Below are 20,057 nucleotides of genomic sequence, written 5' to 3'. Positions count from 1 at the left end.
TGCTGCTCCCTTCTTGCCGTACCCTATGTCCTTGCTTGATTTCTGTAAAACCCTGCCCTGGCAGGCGGCGCTGCCCCTTTTCCTGGTCGAAAACCTGCTGGTGCTGCTGCTGGCCGTGGGCCTGGGGTACCTGCTCCAGGTTGGGTTTGGCCGGGCCCGGGCGCTGGGCCCCTTGTACCAGCCGGTCAGCGCCCAGGAATTCCGTTTTGCCGCCTACACCCTGTTCCTGAACACCGGCATTACCTTCGTCGGCTTCCTGCTCTGGCGCCACGGCTATATCCGGATTCGGGAAGACGTATCCTGGCGCGTCCTGCTCGATTTTCTGGTGCTCTTCCTCGGCATGGATCTGCTGATGTACGTGTTCCACTACGGCATTCACCACTCGGTGCTCTACCGCTGGGTGCACGGCCTGCATCACCACTACACCGCGCCCCAGCCCATCGACCTGTTTGTGCTCCACCCCCTCGAAACCCTGGGCTTCGGGGGGCTGTGGCTGCTGCTGATGCTTGTGTACCCGGCCAGCCTCACGGCCATTGTGGCCTACCTGGTAGTCAACGTGCTGTTTGGGGCGCTGGGCCACTGCGGGGTGGAGCCGTATCCGGCCACCTGGGCCCGCCACCCCCTGCTCCGGCACCTGGGCTCCTCCGCCTTCCACTTTCAGCACCACCAGGACGACACCCACAACTTCGGCTTCTACACTTCCCTGTGGGACCGGCTGTTTGGCACCTATGCGGACGGGCCGGAGCAGAAGTAGTGTGGGCGCCTCACCCCCAGCCCCCTCTCCGAAAAGGAGAGGGGGAGCCACAGCGGACCTGCGGCTTGTATGAATGGTACTGTAAGCCCCTCTCCTTTTTCGGAGAGGGGTTGGGGTGAGGCGCCCCGCCGCATCTACTTTAGGCCCAGAACCCGAGGAGAGAGGGGGCCACGGCGGCTTTGGGCTTGCTTATAAGTTGGCTTTAATGGTCTGGAGGACTACTTCGGTTTCGTGGATGGCCTGCTCATTGGAGAAGCGCAGGATACAATAGCCGAGCCCGGTCAGGGTTTGGGAGCGGCCTTGGTCGTACTCGGCCTGGTTGGGTTCCTGGTGGCCGGGGCCGTCTAGCTCTACGATTAGCTTATGCGAGAGGCAAACGAAATCGGCAATGTACCGGTCGATGCTGTGCTGGCGACGGAACTTCACACCCAGCTGATTGCCCCGCAGCCGTTGCCAAAGCACTTCCTCCGCCGGTGTCGGCGCGTGCCGCATGCTCCGCGCCCGCCCTCTCAAATCTAGCTTCCCATACTGCTTCTTATCGGCGGTAAAGATTCTATCCTGCGGCAAATAAGAATCGTTCGTTTCCATATAAGAGTACAGTATCAATCAATATATCACTAAGTCAGTATACTCCAGTGCTCCAATACTCCACAAATTCTCCTTCCACTTATCGTCAGGCTCCCCCTCTCCTTTTCGGAGAGGGGGCCGGGGGGTGAGGCGCACGACAGAACGAAACGGCCCGACGAATAAGGCGCCACCCAAACCAAATTCCTCCTATCTTCCTACCCCCCATTTCTACCCTCACACCTACCCCCCACCACTACCCTTTACTTATCCCGAATTGGCAGCCCGTTGGCAGAGATTTGGCGATGAGACTAGACGGGCATTTGACTGCCGTACTCATTTCCATAACCTATGTTCCCCATTACGCAGCGCCGCCTACGCCATCTAGAGCGCAAATATGAGCGGGGTTCTCTGACCTACTCTGAATATGTGGAGCTACTAACCAAAGCATACCACGAGCCCGAGGAATTTGCCCAGCAGTCCTACGTAGGCTACCGGCACCGGTATGCTCCCCCCTACGGCCTAACCAAACTCTATTAAGCACCTGCTTACCCTCCACTTCCCACTTTTCTTACTCTATGCCCCTTTCCTTATCTGAGATTAAAGACCGTGCTATTCGCTTCGCCCAGGAGTGGCAGGGCGAAACCCGGGAGCATGCCGAAGCCAAGGCTTTCTGGGGTGACTTCTTCAACGTCTTCGGCATCAACCGCCGCCGGGTAGCAACCTTCGAGGAGCCCGTAAAGAAGCTCTCCGGCCAGCAAGGCTTTATTGACCTGCTCTGGAAAGGCACCCTGCTAGTAGAGCACAAAAGCCGGGGCAAAGACCTCGACAAGGCCGTGCAGCAGGCCAAAGACTACTTTCCTGGCCTCAAAGACCACGAGCTGCCCAAATACATCCTGGTTTCTGACTTCGCCCGCTTCCGCCTCTACGACCTCGACGAAGGCAGCAGCTTCGACTTTCCCCTCGAACAGCTCCACCAGCACCTGCACCTGTTTTCGTTCCTGACCGGCTACCAAAAGCGCCAGTATCAGGCCGAAGACCCGGCCAACATCAAAGCGGCCGAACTGATGGGCGACCTGCACGACGCCCTGCTGCGCGGCGGCTACCACGGCCACAAGCTGGAAGTACTGCTGGTGCGCATCCTCTTCTGCCTGTTCGCCGAAGACACGGCTATTTTCGAGAAAGATGCTTTCCGGGCCTTCCTGGAAGAGCACACCCGCGAGGATGGCTCCGACGTGGGCGCCCAGCTGGCCCAGTGGTTTTCGGTGCTCGACAAAGCCCCCGACCAGCGCCAGCGCCACCTGCCCGTTCACTTGCAGGTGCTGCCCTACGTGAATGGCTCCCTGTTCACGGAGTTCTTCGAGTTTCCGGCCTTCGACAAGGCCCTGCGCGAACAGCTTATCCGCTGCACTTACTTCGACTGGTCGCGCATCTCGCCCGCTATTTTCGGCTCCCTCTTCCAATCCGTCACCGACCCTGTGAAGCGGCGCAACCTGGGAGCCCACTACACCTCCGAGGCCAATATTCTCAAGGTTATCCAGGGCCTGTTCTTGGATGAGCTGCGCCAGGACCTGGCCCAGGCCGGGCAAAACCGCCACAAGCTCGACCAGCTCCACCGCCGCCTCGAAAAGCTGCGCTTCCTCGACCCCAGCTGCGGCTGCGGCAACTTCCTGGTTGTGACCTACCGCGAGCTGCGCCTGCTGGAACAAGAGATTCTGGAGCGCCAGTTTGCCGACAAAGTAGCCACCGGCCAAACCGTAGACCTGGCCCTCTACGCCCGCGTGCAGGTCGACCAAGCCTACGGCATTGAGGTTGAAGAATTCCCGGCCCGCATTGCCGAGGTAGCCATGTGGCTCATGGACCACCAGCTCAACCTGCGCCTCTCCGAAGCCTTCGGCAACCTCTACCTGCGCCTGCCCCTGACCCGCACCGCCAAAATTGTGCACGGCAACGCCCTAACCACCGACTGGGAAACCGTTGCCCCCAAAGACCAGCTCAGCTACATCCTAGGTAACCCGCCGTTTATTGGCTCTAAGCTTATGACTGAAGGTCAGCGCAAGGAACTATTGGCCGTAGCAGGACCGAAGTTGCAAGGCGCAGGCGTCCTTGATTACGTGGCGGCATGGTACCTCAAAGCAGCTCAGTACGTGCAGGGGACAGCTATAAGGGTGGCATTAGTTAGTACCAACAGCATAACCCAAGGCGAGCAGGTTAGCATTCTATGGGGTGAGATGCTACGGCTTGGGATGCATATTCAGTTTGCCCACCGCACCTTTAAATGGAGCAATGAAGCTAAAGGTAACGCTCAAGTATTTTGTGTGATTGTCGGCTTTGGTACCCAGGCTATTCTACCACGGCGCTTATTCGATTACGCGACCGTCAAAAGTGAACCGCAAGAACTGAAAGCGAAGAATATCAATCCGTATTTAGTAGATGCAGATAATGTAATAGTTGGTAAACGAAGTAAACCTCTGAGTAACGTACCTGAAATAAGCTATGGCAGTATGGCAAATGACGGTGGCAATCTACTCTTATCAGATGATGAAAAGGACGAGTTGTTAAAAAAGGAGCCTGAAGCGGTGCAATTCATTAGACCTTTTGTAGGTGCCCAAGAATTCATTAACAAAATTCCACGTTGGTGTCTTTGGCTCATTGATGCTTCTCCAAGTCAAATAAGGAGTTTGCCAGAAGTAGCTAAACGAGTGGAGGCAGTGCGATTGTACAGAAAAGCAAGTAAGCGCGCTGCGACAGCAAAACTGGCTGACTTACCGTCTTTATTTGGAGAACAGCGCCAACCTATTTCCGAGTATATTTTAATTCCAGGTGTATCATCGGAAAATAGGCGTTACATCCCAATAGGCTTTATGCTACCAGAAGCTATTGCCTCTGATTTGTGCCGCACGATACCAAGCGCGTCCATCTACCATTTCGGTGTTTTAACTTCACATATGCACATGGCATGGATGCGTGCCGTTTGTGGAAGATTGAAAAGTGATTTTCGCTATTCGGGTCTACTCGTCTACAACAACTTCCCCTTCCCCGCTTCCCCCACTGCCAAGCAAACCGCTGCCGTAGAGGCCGCTGCCCAGCAGGTGCTAGCCGCCCGGGCCCAGTTTCCTAATGAGAGCCTGGCAACGCTCTACGACCCGCTCACCATGCCTCCGGCCCTGGTAAAGGCCCACCAGCAGCTCGATAAGGCTGTGGACCTCTGCTACCGGGCTGCCGCCTTCCCTACCGAACTCAGCCGCCTGGAATTCCTCTTCGAGCAGTACCGCCTGCTGCAAGCTCCCCTGCTGCCCACCGCCCCCAAGGCCAAAGCAAGCCGCAAAAGCAAGCTGACGGCATAGCCTAGCTCCTCACCCTTGGCCTGCCCAGCCTATCATCCGTCTCCTTACTCGTATCCACTAATCCTCTCGTTATCCGATGCCTCCTGAGTTTTTCCGGGCTGCTGACTTGGCCGCCTTCCAAGACCGTATCCGCACCATCCCCTAATACAACAGCCAAGAACCGCTCGACCAAGTCTTCAAACATGAGCTACAGGCCAGCATCTTTGCCAAAACCATCCGCGCCAGCACTGGCTGTATATGCTGGCTGGATTCCTGCATACCCACGGTGCCCTTGATATGAGCTTGCAGGAAGCTTACCAATAGTTAAGCATTCTTCTCATCGACCAGCTTGACTGGCCCTCCGCAAAGTAACGCCCACTTTGGCCTCTCCTACACCCAAACGGCCGCCCCGGAATCCGGGGCGGCCGTTGGTCATTTTAGCATTTCTGCCGGATGCAGCGCTCAGGCTGGGTAAAGGGTGCCTATACAGTGCCTATACGGAAGCTATACGGCGCCTATTCAGCGGGCAAATCGCCGGAAATTGAACGAAACCAAGACTACTGCCTATAGCGTCTTGGTTTCCGTAGTCGGATTGCCGGGCTTGTCGGTGGCCCGGAAGGTGATTTTGTCGCCCTCCAGGCTGGTATTCGCTTTCTTGGCCGTAAACACCCAATCCACCGCGTTGGGCTGCTGCACGGCCGGGCCTTCTTCCACCAGGCTCCCGTCCCCGTTTTCGATCCGTACCGTGACGCCCACTACCTTAAAGTTGTCCGTCACCCGCGCCCGCATGGTGTCCCCCACTTTGCCGGCGTAGTTGCTCAGGTCCAGCTCCCGAATGTCGGGTGCCTGCATAAAGTCGGCCACGGCAATAGCGTAGGCGCTGTTGTTGTTTTCGTCGCGGGCGGCTTCGTACTCGGCCTTGCCTTCGGGCGTGGCCAGCTGGGCTTTGGCATACAGGGCCGCTTCCTGAAACCGCTGCTGATGGGCCAGCTGCTTGGGCGAGGGTTCCCGGTCCGTTTCCCGCGGGGCCGTCGAAACGATGGTCCGGTTGCCCGATTGCCGGAAGACCAGGGTGCCGCCCAGCGTACCGCTCAGACCCTGGGTAATAATGTTGTTGTTAACACGTGCCATGTGGCTTATTACTGGATAAAAGGTGAATAATGCCAATAAGCTATATATTTTCCAAGACCTTAAGTATAGCCTTTACTATATTTATTTTTCCGACTTCAAAAAGCTGCCGCATAGCCGGTTAACACCCTCCGCAGCTGCTCCGACGGACCCCCAGGTCCTGTATCAGCCTGCTCGTAGCGCTACGTTCCGTACCCGGCCCGCCACAACGGGTACTGCGGGGTGCCGCCCGGAACCGCCGTTTCGTTTTGGCCCGTCATGCGGGCGGTCCAGAGTCAGGTCCGTAGCCTGAGCTTCCTCCCAAAAGGGCCATGGAGGCGGCTGTAGTCGGCAAGGCGCCCCTGCCGGCCGCGGGTAGGTCGCCCCTGCCGTAGCCGCGGCCGGGCGAAAAATAGCGTTGCAAATATATAGTTGGACTAAGCCTATCCGGGGCCTGATTTATCTGACTAGCTTTGCCCGTATTTCCCCCTCCCTGCTCTTACCCCAATGGACAACTTTTACGCTTCTCTTGCCCGGCGGGCCGGGTTGTTCGGCCTTACGCTGCTACCCCTGACGTCCCTGCTGGCCCAAAACACCGACACCCTGCTGATCGTGCGCAAGCGCAACCCCAGCGAAGCCCGTTTCAGCGTGTTCAAATCCGGGGGCTTGCTGGCCGGCGGCACCTACGACGGGGGCAACACCTCCAACGCTATTCCGGCCGAAGGCAGCGGCACCCGCCTGATGTGGTATCCGGAGAAGGCCGCCTTCCGGGCCGGCTACATCAACGGTACCCAGTGGGACAACGCCAACATCGGTATCTACTCCACGGCCGGCGGCTACAACGCCCGGGCCTCCGGCGACTACGGCACGGCCTTCGGCAAAGACGTGACGGCGGCCAACCTTAGCAGCACCGCCCTGGGCGAGTTCTGCACCGCCTCGGGGGCGGCCTCGGTGGCCCTGGGCTACTACGCCCACACCAACACCCGCCAGGGCACCTTCGTCTTTGCCGACCGCTCGGTAGTCGACGACGGCAACTTCGCCACCGACGAAGCCTTCCGGGCCGAAACCAACCACTCGGCCACCTGGCGCGTCACCAACGGCTTCCGCATCTACACTTCCTCCAACCGCAGCAGCGGCATTATCTTCCAGTCGGGCACGCCCATTACCGGCACCAACTCGACGCCCTCCTGGTACCAGTCCAGCGCGGTGATTTCTACCTCTACCGGCGCCTACCTGAGCACGAGCGGGGTCTGGACGAACGTGTCGGACCGCCACCGGAAGCACCGCTTTGAAACCGTGGCCGGCGAAGACGTGCTGGCCAGGCTGCGCCAGCTGCCCATCACTCGCTGGAGCTACAAGGTAGATAAACACCACGTGCGCCACCTCGGCCCCATGGCCCAGGACTTCCACCGGGCCTTCGGCCTGGGCCCCGACAGCATCAGCATCGGCACCGTGGACGCCGACGGTGTGGCCCTGGCCGCCGCCCAGGCCCTCGACGCCCGCACCCAGCAGCAAGCCGCCCGGCTCAGCGCCCTACAGGCCGAAAACCAGGAGCTGCGCGCCCGCCTCGACGCCCTGGAGCGCCGGGCCTTGGCCGCTACGGTTGCCGCTACCCCCCAAAGCCCCGCCCCGGCGGGCCTCCCCCTGGCCGCGGCCGTGCTGCTGGCCGGCGGAGGCATCGGGGCGGCCCTGCTGCGCCGCCGCTAGCCCGCTCCTTTACTATGCCACCAGGGCCGCCCCGGATTCCGGGGCGGCCCTGGTGGCTTTACGGGGGTAAGGACTCAGCCCTTTGCTCAGACACCAGCAGTTGAATCGTCTAACCGCCACCCAGTGTAGAGACGCATACTTGCGTCTCAATCGTTGTTTAGCCCGGGCCGGAAACGCGTTACGAGTCGTTCAAGCCGGAGACGCCACTATGCGTCTCTACACCGGTCCGACGGACCTGCTACACCCTGGAATAGCCGCCGCGCCGACCAGAAGAACCTTATGCCTCAGCCCGCAGGCGGCAGCCGGACGGTGAGGTATGCAGCCCGGCGCCGTTACTGGGCGGCAGCTTCGGGGGTAGCCGGCTGCTGGGCGTAGGTGGGGTCCATGTACATCACATTCCAGAGGTGGCCGTCGAGGTCCTGGAAGTTACGGTCGTACATGAATTCCATTTCGTTTTCCGGCTGCTGCGGCACGGGTTGCCCCCCGGCGGCCAGGGCCGCCTCGGCGAGGCGGTCAACCTCGGCCCGGCTGTCGGCCGACAGACAGATGATAACTTCGTTGGCCTGGCGGGCGTCAACCAAGGGCTTGCCCGTGAACGTCTGGAAAAACGGCTCCACCAGCAGCATCACGTAGATGGTGTCGCTGATGACCATGCAGGTGCCCCGTTCATCAGTCATCTGCGGATCGAAGCGAAACCCCAGCTGGGTAAAGAAAGCCACCGAGGCGTTCAGGTCCTTGACGGGCAGGTTGACAAAAATATTAGTTGCCATATGGGTAGTAGTTAAGTGGGTACAAAGCAAATGTACCAGCTAAAACACCCCTGCACGGCGGCTGAATGCGACATCCTGCGGGGGCGTTTGCGACACGTTTTTTAGCACTTTGGAGCAGGGCCTTTTTGCTGCCCACGGGCTGCTGCGGCCCAGCTGGCCCCCACCCCACCCGCGGCCGGCTTATTTCACCTTCGCAAACACCGCCCCGTTGAAGCCGTAGCGGATCCGCTTGTCCGTGACCTTGCCATCGGCCCACACCACCGGAATGGCCAGCACCTGGGCTTTCGGGTCGTAGGTAATCAGGCGCACGGGCCGCTCGGGGCGGTCGACCACCGAGAAGAAGTCGAAGGCAAAGCCCAGGGTGTTGCGCAGCCCCGAGCCAGTCTGGATCAGCTTGGCCTCGGGGTTTAGCTGCCCGCCCTCCACGGCAAAGGCCTTCACGTGCTGGTAGGAGTCGTGGCTGGAGTAGATGCCCTGCCCGTAAGCCAGATAGTAGGTCTGGCTGCCCTTCTGCACCTGGAAGATGTCGAAGTACAGCTTGCCCGCGTCGTTGTCGGGGCGGGTGCCGGTCAGGCTGCGGGCAGCCACCTTGGCGCCGGCCCGGAACTGAAACACATTGTTGAAGAAGCGCATGGTGCCGCCCTCCTGCGAGTCCCAGGAGTAGATACGGAAGCGCCCGTCGGCCGAGGTCGTGATGGTAATGTGCTCCCGCCGCAGGGCCGCAAAGGCGTAGGTCAGGCTGGCGGGCTCGGTGGCGGTGTAGTGCAGCAGCCGGCGCATGAACCGGCTGTTGGCCCGGGCCAGGGAATCCTCCACGTGGGCAGTGCCCGTGCTGTCGTCATACTCGGCCCAGTACGAGATGCGCCGGGCCTCCCGGACCAGCTCCCGCTCGATGGCCGGCAGGTCTTGGCTGTATAGGCAGGTGGGTAAGAGAAGCAGAACGGCTAGGAGCAGGAGTTTCATTTGATAACGGATGGATAAGCCGGGAGCTGCCTCCCGCGGGCGGTAGCCCCACGCCGCGAAAGTCGGTAATTCGGGCGGGGATGCAAGCCAGGGCCCCTCAGGCAGTTCTTTTGCAGTCGGCCAGGACCGCCGACTTGCGCAGCTATCCTTCATTGGCAATCTTTGAGCATGCCTATTTCTACTCCCTCCTACTTGCTTCGCGCGGCCCTCGCCCTGGCCGCCTGTGGGGCTACCCTACCCGCAGCCCGGGCCCAATACGCGCCGCCTTCCTGGCTGAATGCCTACGCCCCGGGCTTTGCCCCCACTACCTCCAGCTCCCTGGCCACCGACGCGGCCGGCAACACCTACGCGGCCGGCTCCTTTACCGGCAGCATCACCATCGGCACCACCACGCTCACCGGTCAGGGTCAGAACGACGGGTTTCTGGTCAAGTACACGTCCGCGGGTGCGGTGGCCTGGATCTTTGCGTTCAGTACGCCCGGCAATGAATCGGCCACCGACGTCGCCCTCGACGCGGCCGGCAACGCCTACGTGACGGGCAGCTTCACCGGCCCCATCTCCCTGCCCAACGGGGTGAGCCTGAGCAGTACCAACACGGCCAGCAAGGTCTTCGTGGTGCGCGTGTCGCCCCAGGGTGTGCCCGAGTGGGCCCAGCAAAGCTCGGCCAGCGGCACCACCGTAGTCAATGGCCACTCCATCGGCGTCGACGACCTGGGCAACGTGTACGCTTCTGGCCTGTATACCGGCGCGGCCAATTTTGGCAACGGGGTTCCGGCAATCACGACCCGCACGGGCTTCGGCACGTTTCTGCTCCAGCTGCGCGCCGCCACCGGCGACGTCCGGGGGGCCGTAGCGGCCTTCGATTACCAGGTGCCCCAGGGCCCGGCTACCTACCAGGTGCCCCGCCTGGCCGCGGGGGCCAGCGGCAGCGTGTATCTGGTCAGCAGCTTCACCGTGCCCATCGACCTGAACGGCACTACCTACACCTCGCGCGGCAACAACGACCTGCTGCTGGTGAAGTTTAACGCTCAGGGCACGGCCGAGTGGGTACGCCAGGAAGGCGGTCCGAATGAGGACCGCATAACCGACGCGGAAGCAGACGCCAGCGGCAACCTCTACCTGACCGGCACCCTGAACGGGGCCTCCAGCTTTAGCAACACTGACCTGCCCGGGGCCGGCGGCCTCGACGGCTACCTGGCGAAGTATTCGCCCCTGGGGTCCCTGCTCTGGATACAGCCCCACGGGGGCCCCGGCTCCGATGGCTGGGGCAGCGTCAGCCTCGACGCGGGCGGCTCGCCCCACGTGGCGGGGCACTTCAGCACCGGCGCCCAGCTGGGCACCCAGAGGCTAACGGCGGTCGGCAGCAACGACATCGTGGTGGCCGCCTACACCCCCCAGGGCCAGCTCCAGTGGGTGCAGCAGGCCGGCGGCCCCGGCTCCGACGTGGGCTACCACGTCGGGTTCAGGCAACCCTACTTCTACGTGTTTGGCACCTTTGTCGGCTCCTGCACCTTTGGTTTCCAAACCGTCACCAGCACTACGACGACCACAGCCAACTTCCTGGCCCGCCTGGGCGACCCCACCCTGGCTACCCAGGCGGCCCGCTCCCAGCAGCTGGGCCTGTATCCCAACCCGGCTTCCGACCAACTGCACTTGCCCGCGTTGCCCGGTGGCACCCCGGTGCAGCTCATTGACGCCCTGGGCCGCGTAGCCCGCGAAACCAGCGTCTCGGCGGCGGCGCAAGTGTCGGTGCGGGGCTTGGTTCCGGGCCTCTACACCCTGCGCGCCACCAACGCCCAGGGCCAGCCCGTGACGGGCCGCGTGGTGGTAGAGTAACGTCCGGCCCGGCAAGGACCAGCCGGTAGCCTGGCTTACCTTCTTGCCAGGCGCTACCAGTTGTAAGTAGTGATGATGGAAGTCAGCGGCCCGGCGGCAGTAGCACACGCTACCGGCCGGTGCCGCTGACTTCCGCTTTTAATAGCAATTCTCCTATACTTGTCGGCGTACTTCGATTCTATCCTATGCCGAACCAGACTACCTCCCTCAAGCAACGCTTCTACTTTGGCCAGGGCTACGTGAGTGGCTATATCTCGATTTTCCTCTCGATGCTGGCCTTGTGCGCCGTGCTGTGCTTTCATTATCCGGAATACCTGACCACGCCCGAGTTTCGGGAAATCTATACCGGGGAAATGATGAAAACCCTGCTGGTCGCGGTTATTGTGGCTTCCTTCTTCTTTGCCACGCTGAGCTTTCTGCTGAGCCGGCGCAAGCAGCACGCCGTCATGGGCATTGTGCTGTCGGCCATGGCCGTGGTCATTGGGGGCTTTTCGGTGCAGCCCCGGGCCGTGGAGAAAACCTTCTGGCATATTGGCCTCGACTGGCTGCTGCTCGACCTGCTGCTGATGGCCGTGATTTTCGTGCCCATCGAAATGGCCTTTCCCCGCCACGAGAAGCAGGCCCGCTTCCACGCCGAATGGCGCACCGACCTGGTGTACTTCACCATCAGCCACCTGTTTGTGCAATTTTTCGGCGTCATTACCCAGGCCCCGGCCAAGCTGCTGTTTGGCTGGATGGGCCTGGCCCCGCTGCAGCACTGGGTGCAGCAGCTGCCCTTCGTGGCGGGCTTTCTGCTGGCCTTGTTCGTGACGGACCTGTTTCAGTACGCTGCCCACCGGCTGTTTCACTCCCACGTGTATTTGTGGCGCTTTCATTCCATTCACCACTCCACCCAGGCTATGGACTGGCTGGCCGGCTCGCGCACCCACTTCGTGGACATCTTCGTGACCCGCTCCATTTCCTTTATCCCGCTGTATGTGCTGGGCTTTTCGGAGCTGACGTTCAACGCCTACATCCTGTTTGTGTCCATTCACGCGGTGCTGATTCATGCCAATACCAGCCTCAACTTCGGCTGGCTGAAGTACCTGCTCGTCACGCCCCAGTTTCACCACTGGCACCACTGCGAAGACCCGGCCCACTACGGCAAGAACTTCGCCATCCACTTCCCCCTGATTGACCGGATTTTTGGCACCTACTACCTGCCCGGCAACGAGTGGCCGGCCGCTACCGGCGTGCGGGAGGGCTCCTACCCCAAGGGCTACCTGAACCAGCTGACCTACCCCTTCACCAAAAGCCCGTTCGATAAAAACCTGAACATGGAAGAGCAAAGCAGCCGCTAAGCCGACACTAGCCCGGCCGTCTCTCCATACAAAAAGCCCTGCCGACTCCCGGCAGGGCTTTTTGTATGGAGAGACGCTTAGGAACGGGCCCGCGCTTTTCTTCGCGACCTACTCAGCCACGGCCTTGAGGCGGGCCAGGGGGGTACCCAGCGTGTCGGCGGTAAACAAGGTTAGGGTATTGCCGCTGATGCGGTAGCGCTGGGCCTGGTTGAGGGCCTGCAGAAAGCTTACCTCGGTTTGAATATCGGGACAGGTGCTGCGGGTGGTGACCAGGGGCCCCAGGCGCAGGCGGCCGGCGGTAAAGAGCGTATACGGCCCGGAAAAGCGGTTGCAGCCGGCCCGGCCCTCGGCCCGGGCCCGGCCGCCCTGCAGCACCAGGTAAGGGGTTTGCTCGGCGGCGGTGGCGGGCTGTCCGGCCAGGTCTACCAGCTCCCAGCGCACTTCCTGCAGGGTAGCGGCGGGTACGGTCGTGGCCGTGGCGTCGTTGTTGGCGTTGGGGCGCTCATTCAAGTCGAAGCTACAGCCCACCGCACTGAGCAGCAGCAAGGCGGAGGCCGGCCGGAGAAAAGTAGATAACAGCATAGCAGCAGAACAAGGGTGGCACGTCAACCCGGTATACGTAGCCCGACGGCTTTGGTAAAGATTCCACCGGCCACGCTGCCATTCCATCCTAATGGGAATCAACCTTATTAATCTTTTTTTAATCCTTTTTTCTGCAATCCAAACCCGGCGCCACTTCCGTAGCTACTCTGCCCGTCCCAACGGCTCTGCTTAGCGTGGCGGCCCACTTCTCGTATTCCTTTCACCTCTATTTCTACTGTTTACATGCCAATACCCCTACTCCCGCCCCTGGCGCGTCCTGAAGGCTTACGTTTGTGGTGGCAGCGGGCCGCCCTGGGCGCCCTGCTGCTGGGGGCTGCCTCTCCGGTGGCCACGGCCCAAACCGTGTTTGGTCTTTCTGGCACCGACCTGACCTCCCTGGATCTGGCCAGCCCGACGGTCCGCAGCCGCAAGGCCATTACCGGCATCACGCCCGGGCAAATCCTGGTGGGCCTGGATTTCCGGCCCGCCACCGGGCAGCTCTACACCCTGGGCTACAACGCTGCTACCCAGCAGGCCCAGCTGTATACGCTGAATTTTGATTCGCCTTTGGCCGTGCAAACCACGGCCGCTACGCCCGTGGGCAGCGCCCAGACCCTGGCCCTGGGCGGCACGGCCGAGCGCATCGGCTTCGACTTCAACCCCACCGTGGACCGCATCCGGGTGGTGAGCACCAACGACGCCAACTACCGCCTCAACCCCAACGACGGCACCATCTCGGCTACCGATGGGGCCGTGGCCTACGCCGCTACCGACACCAACGCCGGTCAGAACCCGTTTATAGGGGCGGCGGGCTACACCAACAGCTTTATCGGCTCGACGGCTACCACGCTCTATACCGTGGATGAGCAGCGCTCCTTGCTGCTGATTCAGAACCCGCCGAACAATGGCACCCAGAACACGGTGACAACCATCAAAACCCCGATTCCGCTGAATACGCCCGGGGTCAGCACCGACCTGGATATCTTTACCAACCCCACTACCCGCGTCCAGAAAGCGTATCTGAGCATCAACGGCCCCGACCCGGACCCCACGCGGGCCGGGCAGTTTGTGACGGCCCTGTACGCGCTGAATCTGGCCGACGGCACCGTGACCCTGGAAGGCGGCATCGGGGGCGGCAGCCCCTTCGACCCACCCGTGAATGCCAACCCCGCCCCCGGCATCACCGACATTGCCATTCGCATCGAGCGGACGGCCCCCGCGCCCAGCGGGCAGCTGCTCTACGCTACCACGCCCACCGGCAACCTGATTTCGTTCTATTCCGGACGGCCCGACTTTTTGCTTTCCTCGACGACTATAACGGGCATTACGGCCGGACAAACCCTGGTGGGCACCGACTTCCGCCCCAATACTGGGGAATTGTTTGGCCTGGGCTATAACCCCACCACCGGCGAATCCCGCCTCTACATCATCAACCGCAGCACGGCCGTGGCCACGGCCGTGGGCCCGGGCCCGGTGCTCCTGGACCTGGGCAGCTCTCCCGAGGCGCTAAACGCGGTGGGCTTCGACTTCAACCCCACCGTGGACCGCATCCGGGTGACGGGCCTGAACACGCGCAACTACCGCCTCAACCCCAATAACGGCGCCGTGGCCGCCACCGATGGCAACCTGAACTTTGTGAGCGGGGCCACCGGCACGCCCTCCATCGGGGCAGTGGCCTACACCAACTCCTACGCGGGCAGCACCAGCACCACGCTCTTTGATATTGATGACGTGCGTAACCAGCTCTTCACCCAAAGCAACCCCAACGCGGGCCAGCTGTCGGGCTCCGGGGCGGGCAACCTGCTGCCCAGCAGCGGGGCGGTAAACGACCTGGACTTCTACTTCGACGCGGCCACCCAAACCAACCAGGGCTACCTGGTGTCGAATGCGGATGCGGCCACCACGACGGCTTCGTTCAGCACGCTCTATACCCTGAACACGGCAGCCGGCTCGGCGACGGCCGTGGGGGTTATCGGCCTGGGAATTCCGGTGCGCGACGTGTCGGCTACTATTGCGCCCCTGACGCAGCCCATGCTGACGGGCCGCCTGATGTACGGCCTGGCCGGCGGCAACCTGATTTCGTTTGACTCGGGCACGCCCAACAACATCCGCTCGGCCGTGAACATCACGGGCCTGCCCGCCGATGGCTCGCAGGTGCTCGTCGGGGCCGACTTCCGCCCCCTCGATGGGCAGCTGTACGCCCTGGGCTACAACGCCACGGCCCAAACTGCCCAGCTCTACACCCTGAACCTGAGCACGGGCGCGCTGACGGCCGTGGGCAGCCCGGGCAGCTACAACCTGGGCGCCGCCAGCGGCATCGGCTTCGATTTCAACCCGTCCGTCGACCGAATCCGGGTGACGGGCAGCAACGGCACGAACTACCGCGTGCATCCGCTGACGGGCGGCGTAACGACCGACCTCGCCACTGGCCGGGCTGTATCGGCTGCTGCCTACACCAACAACGACAACAACCCGGCTACCACGACCACCCTCTACGGCTACGACCAGACCACCAATCAGGTCGTGGTGTTCAGCGACCCCAACTCGGGCACCAATACGCCGGTGGGCAGCTCCAACATCACGGTGAACCCGGCCACCGGCGTCGAGTTCGACATCTACTCGGACCTTTCCAACCCGAGCAACCCGACCAACACGGCCTTTGCCGCCGCGGCCCCGACCGGCACCACCGCCGAGTCGCTGTGGGAAGTAAACCTGGCCAACGGCTCGTTTAACCAGCTGGGACGCATCGGCAGCGGCACCAACCTGAGCGGCCTGGCCGCCTTCGTGGCGGCGCCGGCCGCCGCGGGCCTCACCTGGACCGGCGCCGTGGATACCAACTGGGGCACGGCCGGCAACTGGAGCCCCAACCGGGTACCCACCGCCACCGACGACGTGACCATTCCGGACACGGCCAACGACCCGGTGCTGCTGGGCAGCCAGTTTGCCAACAACCTGACCCTGGGCAGCGGGGCCCGGTTTACCATTGCGGCCAACAGCATCCTCTCGCTCAGCGGCAACTTTACCAACAATGGCGGCACCACCGGGGCCGGCGACCGGGGCGAAGTGTACCTAACCAACGCCTCGGCCCAGCAAATCAACGGCACGACGACCTTCTTCAACACCCTTACCGTCAACGCCGGGGGCCTAGTACTGAACGCCCCGGTACAGATTCAGCGGGTGCTGGTAGTGAGCGGAGCGGTGGTAACCAACGGCAACCTGACGCTGCTGTCGAACCCCACGGGCACGGCCAACATCCTGCAGGCCGGCAACGGACCGGTTATCGGTACGGCCACCGTGCAGCGCTACATCGACGGGGCAGCCAACAGCGGGGCGGGCTACCGGCATTACTCGTCGCCGGTAACGGGCAGCACCGTGGCCGACCTGACAACTACCGGCTTTACGCCCGTGGTCAATCCGGCCTACAACTCGGCGGCTGAACCTAGCCTGGTAACGCCCTTCCCCACTGTGTTCAGCTACGAGCAAAGCCGCGTGCCTTTCACCGGCGACTACGTGATGGACTTTGACAAGGGCTTCCAATCACCGGCCGCGCTGAGCGACGGGCTGGAAGTAGGCCGGGGCTACACGGTCAACATCCCCGCTTCCCAGACGGTGGACTTCGTGGGCACTCCCAACAGTGGCAACATCACCCGCGGGGGCCTAGCCCGCAACGCCGCCCCGGGCGGTACGCCGGCAACCCAGGATGCCTCGGGCTGGCAGCTGCTGGGCAACCCCTACCCGTCGCCCATCGACTGGGACGAAGTGGGCCGCTCGAACGTGGATGGCGCCGTGTACGTGTACCGTTCCTCGGGGCAGTATGAAGGCACGTATTCCAGCTACGTGGCCGGCAGCGGCGTGGGCACCAACGGCGGCACCGATGCCATTGCCCTGGGTCAGGGCTTCTTTGTGCGCGTCAGCACGCCAGGCACCAGCAACGGGCAGGTGAGCTTCACCAACGCGGCCCGTATTACCGACGGTCGTACGCCCGGCTTCCAGCGCACCACCAGCCCCGACCCCTCGGTCCGCCTGGAACTGCGCGGCGGCAGTGGCCCGGCCGATGAAGCCCTGGTATACTTTAATGCTGGCGCTTCCCCGGGCTTCGACTCAGCTCTGGATGCGTACAAGCTCACGGCCGGCACGGCGCCCACGCTGGCAACGGAAACCACTGGTAGCCTGCGCTTGTCCATCAATGCCCTCCCGGCCCTGGGCAGCGCCGACGTGACAGTTCCCCTGCGTCTGCAGGTGTATCAGAACGGAACCTACACGCTGCGGGCCGCGGCTTTGCTGAACTTGCCCACCGGTACCTTCGCCTACCTGCGCGACGCCCAGACCGGCGCGACCATCGACCTGGCCCAGCAGCCTAGCTACTCGTTTGTGGCCACGGCCGGTTCGCAAGCGCCCCGCTTCACGCTGCTGCTCACCCAGAGCAAGGTGCTGGCCTCGGCGCCGGCTGCCCTGGCGCAGCTGGTAAGCGTGTACCCCAACCCCGCCTCGCGGACGGTGTTTCTGAGCCTGCCCGCCAGCCTACGCACCCAACCGGTGGCTGTTACGCTCGTGAACAGCCTGGGACAAGTGGTGCTGCGCGATACGCTTCAGTCCGGCCGCTCGGCCGCCGACCAACAGCTGCCCCTGACGGGCGTGCGCAAGGGCGTGTATACCCTGCGCCTGACCACGGCCGAGGGAGTAGTCAACAAACGCCTGGTCGTTGAATAAGCAAATTTCCTGTTCTCCCGGACGGCCTGGGGCCGTCCGGGGCTTAGGGTTTCTCTTTTCCAGCCTTCATTGTTTCCTATGAATCATATCTTCTTCTCGCTACGGCTGGCCATCGGCACCTTGGCAGTAGTGCTGCTTAGCAGTCTGGCCCAGCCGGCTCGGGCTCAGGGCCCCGGTACGGGCGGCCCCCGTCCCGGCGCTACGGCCGCGCCCATTGATGGCGGCGCTTCGTTGCTGCTGGCCGCCGGAGCCGCCTACGGCCTGCGCCGCCTGCGCCGGCACCAACAGCGCTGAGTAGTCGGCCGCTACTGGCGTGTTTAAGCCGACAAGGGAGGCACTACCGGGTAGTGCCTCCCTTGTTGTTTTAGGGATAGTTGGGGGATGGGGCCTACTACCAGGCGACTCCCTGGCACGCAGCTACTGCGGTACTTTATTGACGGGCAGCACTGCGCGGAATTGGGCCGTGCGGACTGAGGCGCCGACACCAGAGTAATTCTACCGGCTCCCCTCCGCTCCCTCGGGCCACTCCTCCTTTAGCACCGACATCACCAGCTTGTCATGAAAGGCGTTGTGCCGGTAGCAGGCCTTGCGCAGGCGGCCTTCCAGCTGAAAGCCGGCCCGCAGGTAGGCTTTTACCCCGCCCGCGTTGGGCTCAGAAACCGTGAGCATGATGCGGTTCAGTCCCAGCTCCTGAAAGCCCCGGCTGACAACCTGCTGCGTAACGGCCGTGCCGATGCCCTGGCCCCAGTAGCGCTTCTCGCCCAGCAGAATAAAGTACTCGCCCGAGCGGTTGACCCGCGAAATGCCGCTGATGCCCGCGTACCCGATCAGCTCGTTGGTTGCCGCCAGGTAAATACCCAGGTTCAGGCTTTTTGAATCCGCTAGCGTGTGCTTGAGCCACTGCGCTACTTGCTCCAGGGTTTTCAGGTCCTGAAAAGCCGACATGGAATAGACAATGACCTCGGGGTCACGCATCCAGCGGTGGAACGTGGGGGCCTGGTCAGGGTGCAGGGGCAGCAGTTGGATCATCGAAGGAAGGCAGGGCGAGCCGCCATAGTTGGTTAGTCCAGGGCCTGGTTCAGAAAGTAAACCAGCGGCTGCAGGGCACCAAAAGCTGCCGCAATCTGCCCGCTGACGCCCGGGCGTTGCAAGGCCGCATCAGCCAATGGATGGGAGGCCGTGAAGCTTTTGAGCTTGAGGTAGGTCAGAGCCGGATTGTTGGCCTCGTAGCCCTTGGGAGGGCGCTTCAGGCTGGTTTCCTGGCTTAGTCCCGCAAAGTGCCGCTGAAACTCCGGCGCGGTGAGCAGGGCCTCGAAAGCGGGCAGGTTGTAGTCGATTTCCTGGCGCAGCGTAGCCAGGGTTTTGGCCTCGGGCATGTACATGCCCCCCGCCACAAACGAGCCGCCCGGCTCCAGGTTAAGATAGTACCCGGCCGTGGGTGCGCCCTTGCCCCCGGCGTTGAACCAGGCGCCGAAGTTGGTTTTATAGGGCGTCTTATTCGTCGAGAAACGAATATCCCGGTTGAGGCGAAACACGCACTTTTTGGGCTGCAAGTGCGACTCGGCAATGGCCGGGTCGGCAGCTTCGAGCTGGCCCAGCACCTCGGTTACCAGGGCCAGAAAGTCATCTTTGGCCGCTTCGTAGGCCAGGCGGTTGGCGTCCAGCCAGGCTTTGTTATTGTTGGCGCGTAAGTCGGCGAGAAAAGTAAACGTGGCGGCGTGCAGCATGAGGGGCAGTATGATGCGAATTTCGGTAGTCAAAGTCAGCTCAACGGGCACCCAATATGGGCAATAACCAGAAACTGTCCGCCTTTATCCCCCCTTGCCTTTCCCTCCCCTGGGGTTTATCGAGCCGCCCTTTGCCTTCTTGCTTTATGCTTTGTTTAGGCTTCCGCTTATGTTCTTTTCTACTTTTCCGGTTAGCCGCCTCTGGCTGGCGCTTCTGCTCTGCGTATCCAATCTGACCCTGGTCCAGACGACGCTGCCGGCGGCCACTACTTTTTCGTTTACCGGTGCTCCTCCAACCTATACTGCCTATACTGTACCAGTGGGCGTGACCCGCCGGCCGGTAGTGGCCCCAACCCAACACCCGGCCACGGCCTGCTGACGGTGGAAGGCGCTGCCCCTGGTGTGCTCATCGAGGTGTATGAGGCCACCGGTCGCCGGGTAGCGCAGCAGTCGGCCGATGCGGCTGGTACCGCGCAGCTGCGCCTGCCCACCGACGTAGCGCCCGGTATCTACCTGGTGCGCAGCGGTACCCAGTCCTGCCGTCTCATCGTCGAGTAAAGTCGATACCCAAGCAAAAAGCCCGGCCGCGTCTGACAAACGCGGCCGGGCTTTTTGCTTGGGTATCGACTGCCAGCAGCACGCTGGTAAGGCGCTCAGAATAGGCTAGAAAA

17 protein-coding genes are annotated in these 20,057 nt (G+C 62.2%); 10 read left to right on the top strand and 7 right to left on the bottom strand.

Going from position 1 to position 20,057, the window contains the following annotated elements; translation table 11 throughout:
* Nucleotides 1-25: 25 nt before the first annotated feature.
* A complete protein-coding gene (locus E5K02_RS01575) occupies nucleotides 26-754 on the top strand; it encodes a sterol desaturase family protein (protein ID WP_135391554.1) in 729 nt (242 codons plus the stop codon).
* A 189-nt stretch (nucleotides 755-943) separates the two neighbouring features.
* Here the strand turns inward: E5K02_RS01575 and E5K02_RS01570 are convergent, their stop codons facing one another.
* Nucleotides 944-1,342, bottom strand: a complete 399-nt coding sequence (locus E5K02_RS01570) for an endonuclease domain-containing protein (RefSeq protein WP_135391553.1) — start codon at nucleotides 1,340-1,342, stop codon at nucleotides 944-946.
* A 327-nt stretch (nucleotides 1,343-1,669) separates the two neighbouring features.
* On the opposite strand from E5K02_RS01570, the gene E5K02_RS01565 reads away from it, so the two are divergent.
* Together E5K02_RS01565 and E5K02_RS25840 are read left to right on the top strand one after the other, a co-directional pair.
* Entirely contained in the window at nucleotides 1,670-1,858 is a 189-nt protein-coding gene (locus tag E5K02_RS01565; protein WP_135391552.1) for a hypothetical protein, read from the top strand.
* 38 nt (nucleotides 1,859-1,896) lie between these two features.
* Complete coding sequence (locus E5K02_RS25840) at nucleotides 1,897-4,665, top strand: class I SAM-dependent DNA methyltransferase (RefSeq protein WP_135391551.1); 2,769 nt, start codon at nucleotides 1,897-1,899, stop codon at nucleotides 4,663-4,665.
* A 543-nt stretch (nucleotides 4,666-5,208) separates the two neighbouring features.
* Here the strand turns inward: E5K02_RS25840 and E5K02_RS01555 are convergent.
* A complete protein-coding gene (locus E5K02_RS01555) occupies nucleotides 5,209-5,775 on the bottom strand; it encodes a hypothetical protein (RefSeq protein ID WP_135391550.1) in 567 nt (188 codons plus the stop codon).
* Between the two features lie 483 nt (nucleotides 5,776-6,258).
* Here E5K02_RS01555 and E5K02_RS26020 point away from each other — a divergent pair, with 483 nt between their 5' ends.
* Nucleotides 6,259-7,458 (top strand): tail fiber domain-containing protein, encoded by a 1,200-nt coding sequence (locus E5K02_RS26020; RefSeq protein WP_135391549.1) that lies wholly within the window; start codon nucleotides 6,259-6,261, stop codon nucleotides 7,456-7,458.
* Between the two features lie 332 nt (nucleotides 7,459-7,790).
* Here E5K02_RS26020 and E5K02_RS01545 read toward each other — a convergent pair whose 3' ends face one another.
* Nucleotides 7,791-8,228 (bottom strand): VOC family protein, encoded by a 438-nt coding sequence (locus tag E5K02_RS01545; protein ID WP_135391548.1) that lies wholly within the window; start codon nucleotides 8,226-8,228, stop codon nucleotides 7,791-7,793.
* 180 nt (nucleotides 8,229-8,408) lie between these two features.
* Nucleotides 8,409-9,191 (bottom strand): hypothetical protein, encoded by a 783-nt coding sequence (locus E5K02_RS01540; protein ID WP_135391547.1) that lies wholly within the window; start codon nucleotides 9,189-9,191, stop codon nucleotides 8,409-8,411.
* Between the two features lie 168 nt (nucleotides 9,192-9,359).
* Between E5K02_RS01540 and E5K02_RS01535 the strand changes: the two genes are divergently transcribed.
* Nucleotides 9,360-11,027 (top strand): SBBP repeat-containing protein, encoded by a 1,668-nt coding sequence (locus E5K02_RS01535; protein ID WP_135391546.1) that lies wholly within the window; start codon nucleotides 9,360-9,362, stop codon nucleotides 11,025-11,027.
* Between the two features lie 185 nt (nucleotides 11,028-11,212).
* Complete coding sequence (locus E5K02_RS01530; RefSeq protein ID WP_135391545.1) at nucleotides 11,213-12,367, top strand: sterol desaturase family protein; 1,155 nt, start codon at nucleotides 11,213-11,215, stop codon at nucleotides 12,365-12,367.
* Between the two features lie 108 nt (nucleotides 12,368-12,475).
* Here E5K02_RS01530 and E5K02_RS01525 read toward each other — a convergent pair whose 3' ends face one another.
* Nucleotides 12,476-12,949: an META domain-containing protein gene (locus E5K02_RS01525; protein WP_167856242.1), complete on the bottom strand. Its 474-nt coding sequence runs from the start codon at nucleotides 12,947-12,949 to the stop codon at nucleotides 12,476-12,478.
* Nucleotides 12,950-13,192: 243 nt separating this feature from the next.
* Between E5K02_RS01525 and E5K02_RS01520 the strand changes: the two genes are divergently transcribed.
* Nucleotides 13,193-17,659, top strand: coding sequence for a DUF4394 domain-containing protein (locus tag E5K02_RS01520; RefSeq protein WP_135391543.1), 4,467 nt, complete (start codon nucleotides 13,193-13,195; stop codon nucleotides 17,657-17,659).
* 78 nt (nucleotides 17,660-17,737) lie between these two features.
* Nucleotides 17,738-17,953, top strand: a complete 216-nt coding sequence (locus E5K02_RS01515; RefSeq protein ID WP_135391542.1) for a PID-CTERM protein-sorting domain-containing protein — start codon at nucleotides 17,738-17,740, stop codon at nucleotides 17,951-17,953.
* A 201-nt stretch (nucleotides 17,954-18,154) separates the two neighbouring features.
* On the opposite strand, the gene E5K02_RS01510 is transcribed toward E5K02_RS01515, so the two are convergent.
* Together E5K02_RS01510 and E5K02_RS01505 are read right to left on the bottom strand one after the other, a co-directional pair.
* Entirely contained in the window at nucleotides 18,155-18,688 is a 534-nt protein-coding gene (locus tag E5K02_RS01510; protein WP_135391541.1) for a GNAT family N-acetyltransferase, read from the bottom strand.
* A 32-nt stretch (nucleotides 18,689-18,720) separates the two neighbouring features.
* Nucleotides 18,721-19,386 carry a DUF2461 domain-containing protein gene (locus E5K02_RS01505; RefSeq protein WP_135391540.1) on the bottom strand — a complete coding sequence of 222 codons (666 nt, stop codon included), beginning with the start codon at nucleotides 19,384-19,386 and terminating at the stop codon, nucleotides 18,721-18,723.
* 169 nt (nucleotides 19,387-19,555) lie between these two features.
* Between E5K02_RS01505 and E5K02_RS25430 the strand changes: the two genes are divergently transcribed.
* Both E5K02_RS25430 and E5K02_RS25425 read left to right on the top strand, forming a co-directional pair.
* Nucleotides 19,556-19,765 (top strand): hypothetical protein, encoded by a 210-nt coding sequence (locus E5K02_RS25430; RefSeq protein WP_167856241.1) that lies wholly within the window; start codon nucleotides 19,556-19,558, stop codon nucleotides 19,763-19,765.
* A gap of 2 nt (nucleotides 19,766-19,767) precedes the next feature.
* A complete protein-coding gene (locus E5K02_RS25425; protein WP_167856240.1) occupies nucleotides 19,768-19,944 on the top strand; it encodes a hypothetical protein in 177 nt (58 codons plus the stop codon).
* Nucleotides 19,945-20,057 lie beyond the last annotated feature (113 nt).

This window comes from Hymenobacter metallicola, assembly GCF_004745645.1.
Lineage (GTDB): Bacteria > Bacteroidota > Bacteroidia > Cytophagales > Hymenobacteraceae > Hymenobacter > Hymenobacter metallicola.
Note: the sequence above shows the minus strand (reverse complement) of the source record. Positions and strands in the feature narration are given on the sequence as shown.

Excerpts from the sequence above, each read along its gene's own strand:
- E5K02_RS01570 (WP_135391553.1), bottom strand. The coding sequence starts at position 1,342 with ATGGAAACGAACGATTCTTATTTGCCGCAGGATAGAATCTTTACCGCC.
- E5K02_RS01555 (WP_135391550.1), bottom strand. The coding sequence starts at position 5,775 with ATGGCACGTGTTAACAACAACATTATTACCCAGGGTCTGAGCGGTACG.
- E5K02_RS01520 (WP_135391543.1), top strand. The coding sequence starts at position 13,193 with ATGCCAATACCCCTACTCCCGCCCCTGGCGCGTCCTGAAGGCTTACGT.
- E5K02_RS01505 (WP_135391540.1), bottom strand. The coding sequence starts at position 19,386 with ATGCTGCACGCCGCCACGTTTACTTTTCTCGCCGACTTACGCGCCAAC.
- E5K02_RS01525 (WP_167856242.1), bottom strand. The coding sequence starts at position 12,949 with ATGCTGTTATCTACTTTTCTCCGGCCGGCCTCCGCCTTGCTGCTGCTC.
- E5K02_RS01575 (WP_135391554.1), top strand. The coding sequence starts at position 26 with ATGTCCTTGCTTGATTTCTGTAAAACCCTGCCCTGGCAGGCGGCGCTG.
- E5K02_RS01510 (WP_135391541.1), bottom strand. The coding sequence starts at position 18,688 with ATGATCCAACTGCTGCCCCTGCACCCTGACCAGGCCCCCACGTTCCAC.
- E5K02_RS01565 (WP_135391552.1), top strand. The coding sequence starts at position 1,670 with ATGTTCCCCATTACGCAGCGCCGCCTACGCCATCTAGAGCGCAAATAT.
- E5K02_RS26020 (WP_135391549.1), top strand. The coding sequence starts at position 6,259 with ATGGACAACTTTTACGCTTCTCTTGCCCGGCGGGCCGGGTTGTTCGGC.
- E5K02_RS25430 (WP_167856241.1), top strand. The coding sequence starts at position 19,556 with ATGTTCTTTTCTACTTTTCCGGTTAGCCGCCTCTGGCTGGCGCTTCTG.
- E5K02_RS01540 (WP_135391547.1), bottom strand. The coding sequence starts at position 9,191 with ATGAAACTCCTGCTCCTAGCCGTTCTGCTTCTCTTACCCACCTGCCTA.
- E5K02_RS01545 (WP_135391548.1), bottom strand. The coding sequence starts at position 8,228 with ATGGCAACTAATATTTTTGTCAACCTGCCCGTCAAGGACCTGAACGCC.
- E5K02_RS25840 (WP_135391551.1), top strand. The coding sequence starts at position 1,897 with ATGCCCCTTTCCTTATCTGAGATTAAAGACCGTGCTATTCGCTTCGCC.
- E5K02_RS01535 (WP_135391546.1), top strand. The coding sequence starts at position 9,360 with ATGCCTATTTCTACTCCCTCCTACTTGCTTCGCGCGGCCCTCGCCCTG.
- E5K02_RS01530 (WP_135391545.1), top strand. The coding sequence starts at position 11,213 with ATGCCGAACCAGACTACCTCCCTCAAGCAACGCTTCTACTTTGGCCAG.
- E5K02_RS01515 (WP_135391542.1), top strand. The coding sequence starts at position 17,738 with ATGAATCATATCTTCTTCTCGCTACGGCTGGCCATCGGCACCTTGGCA.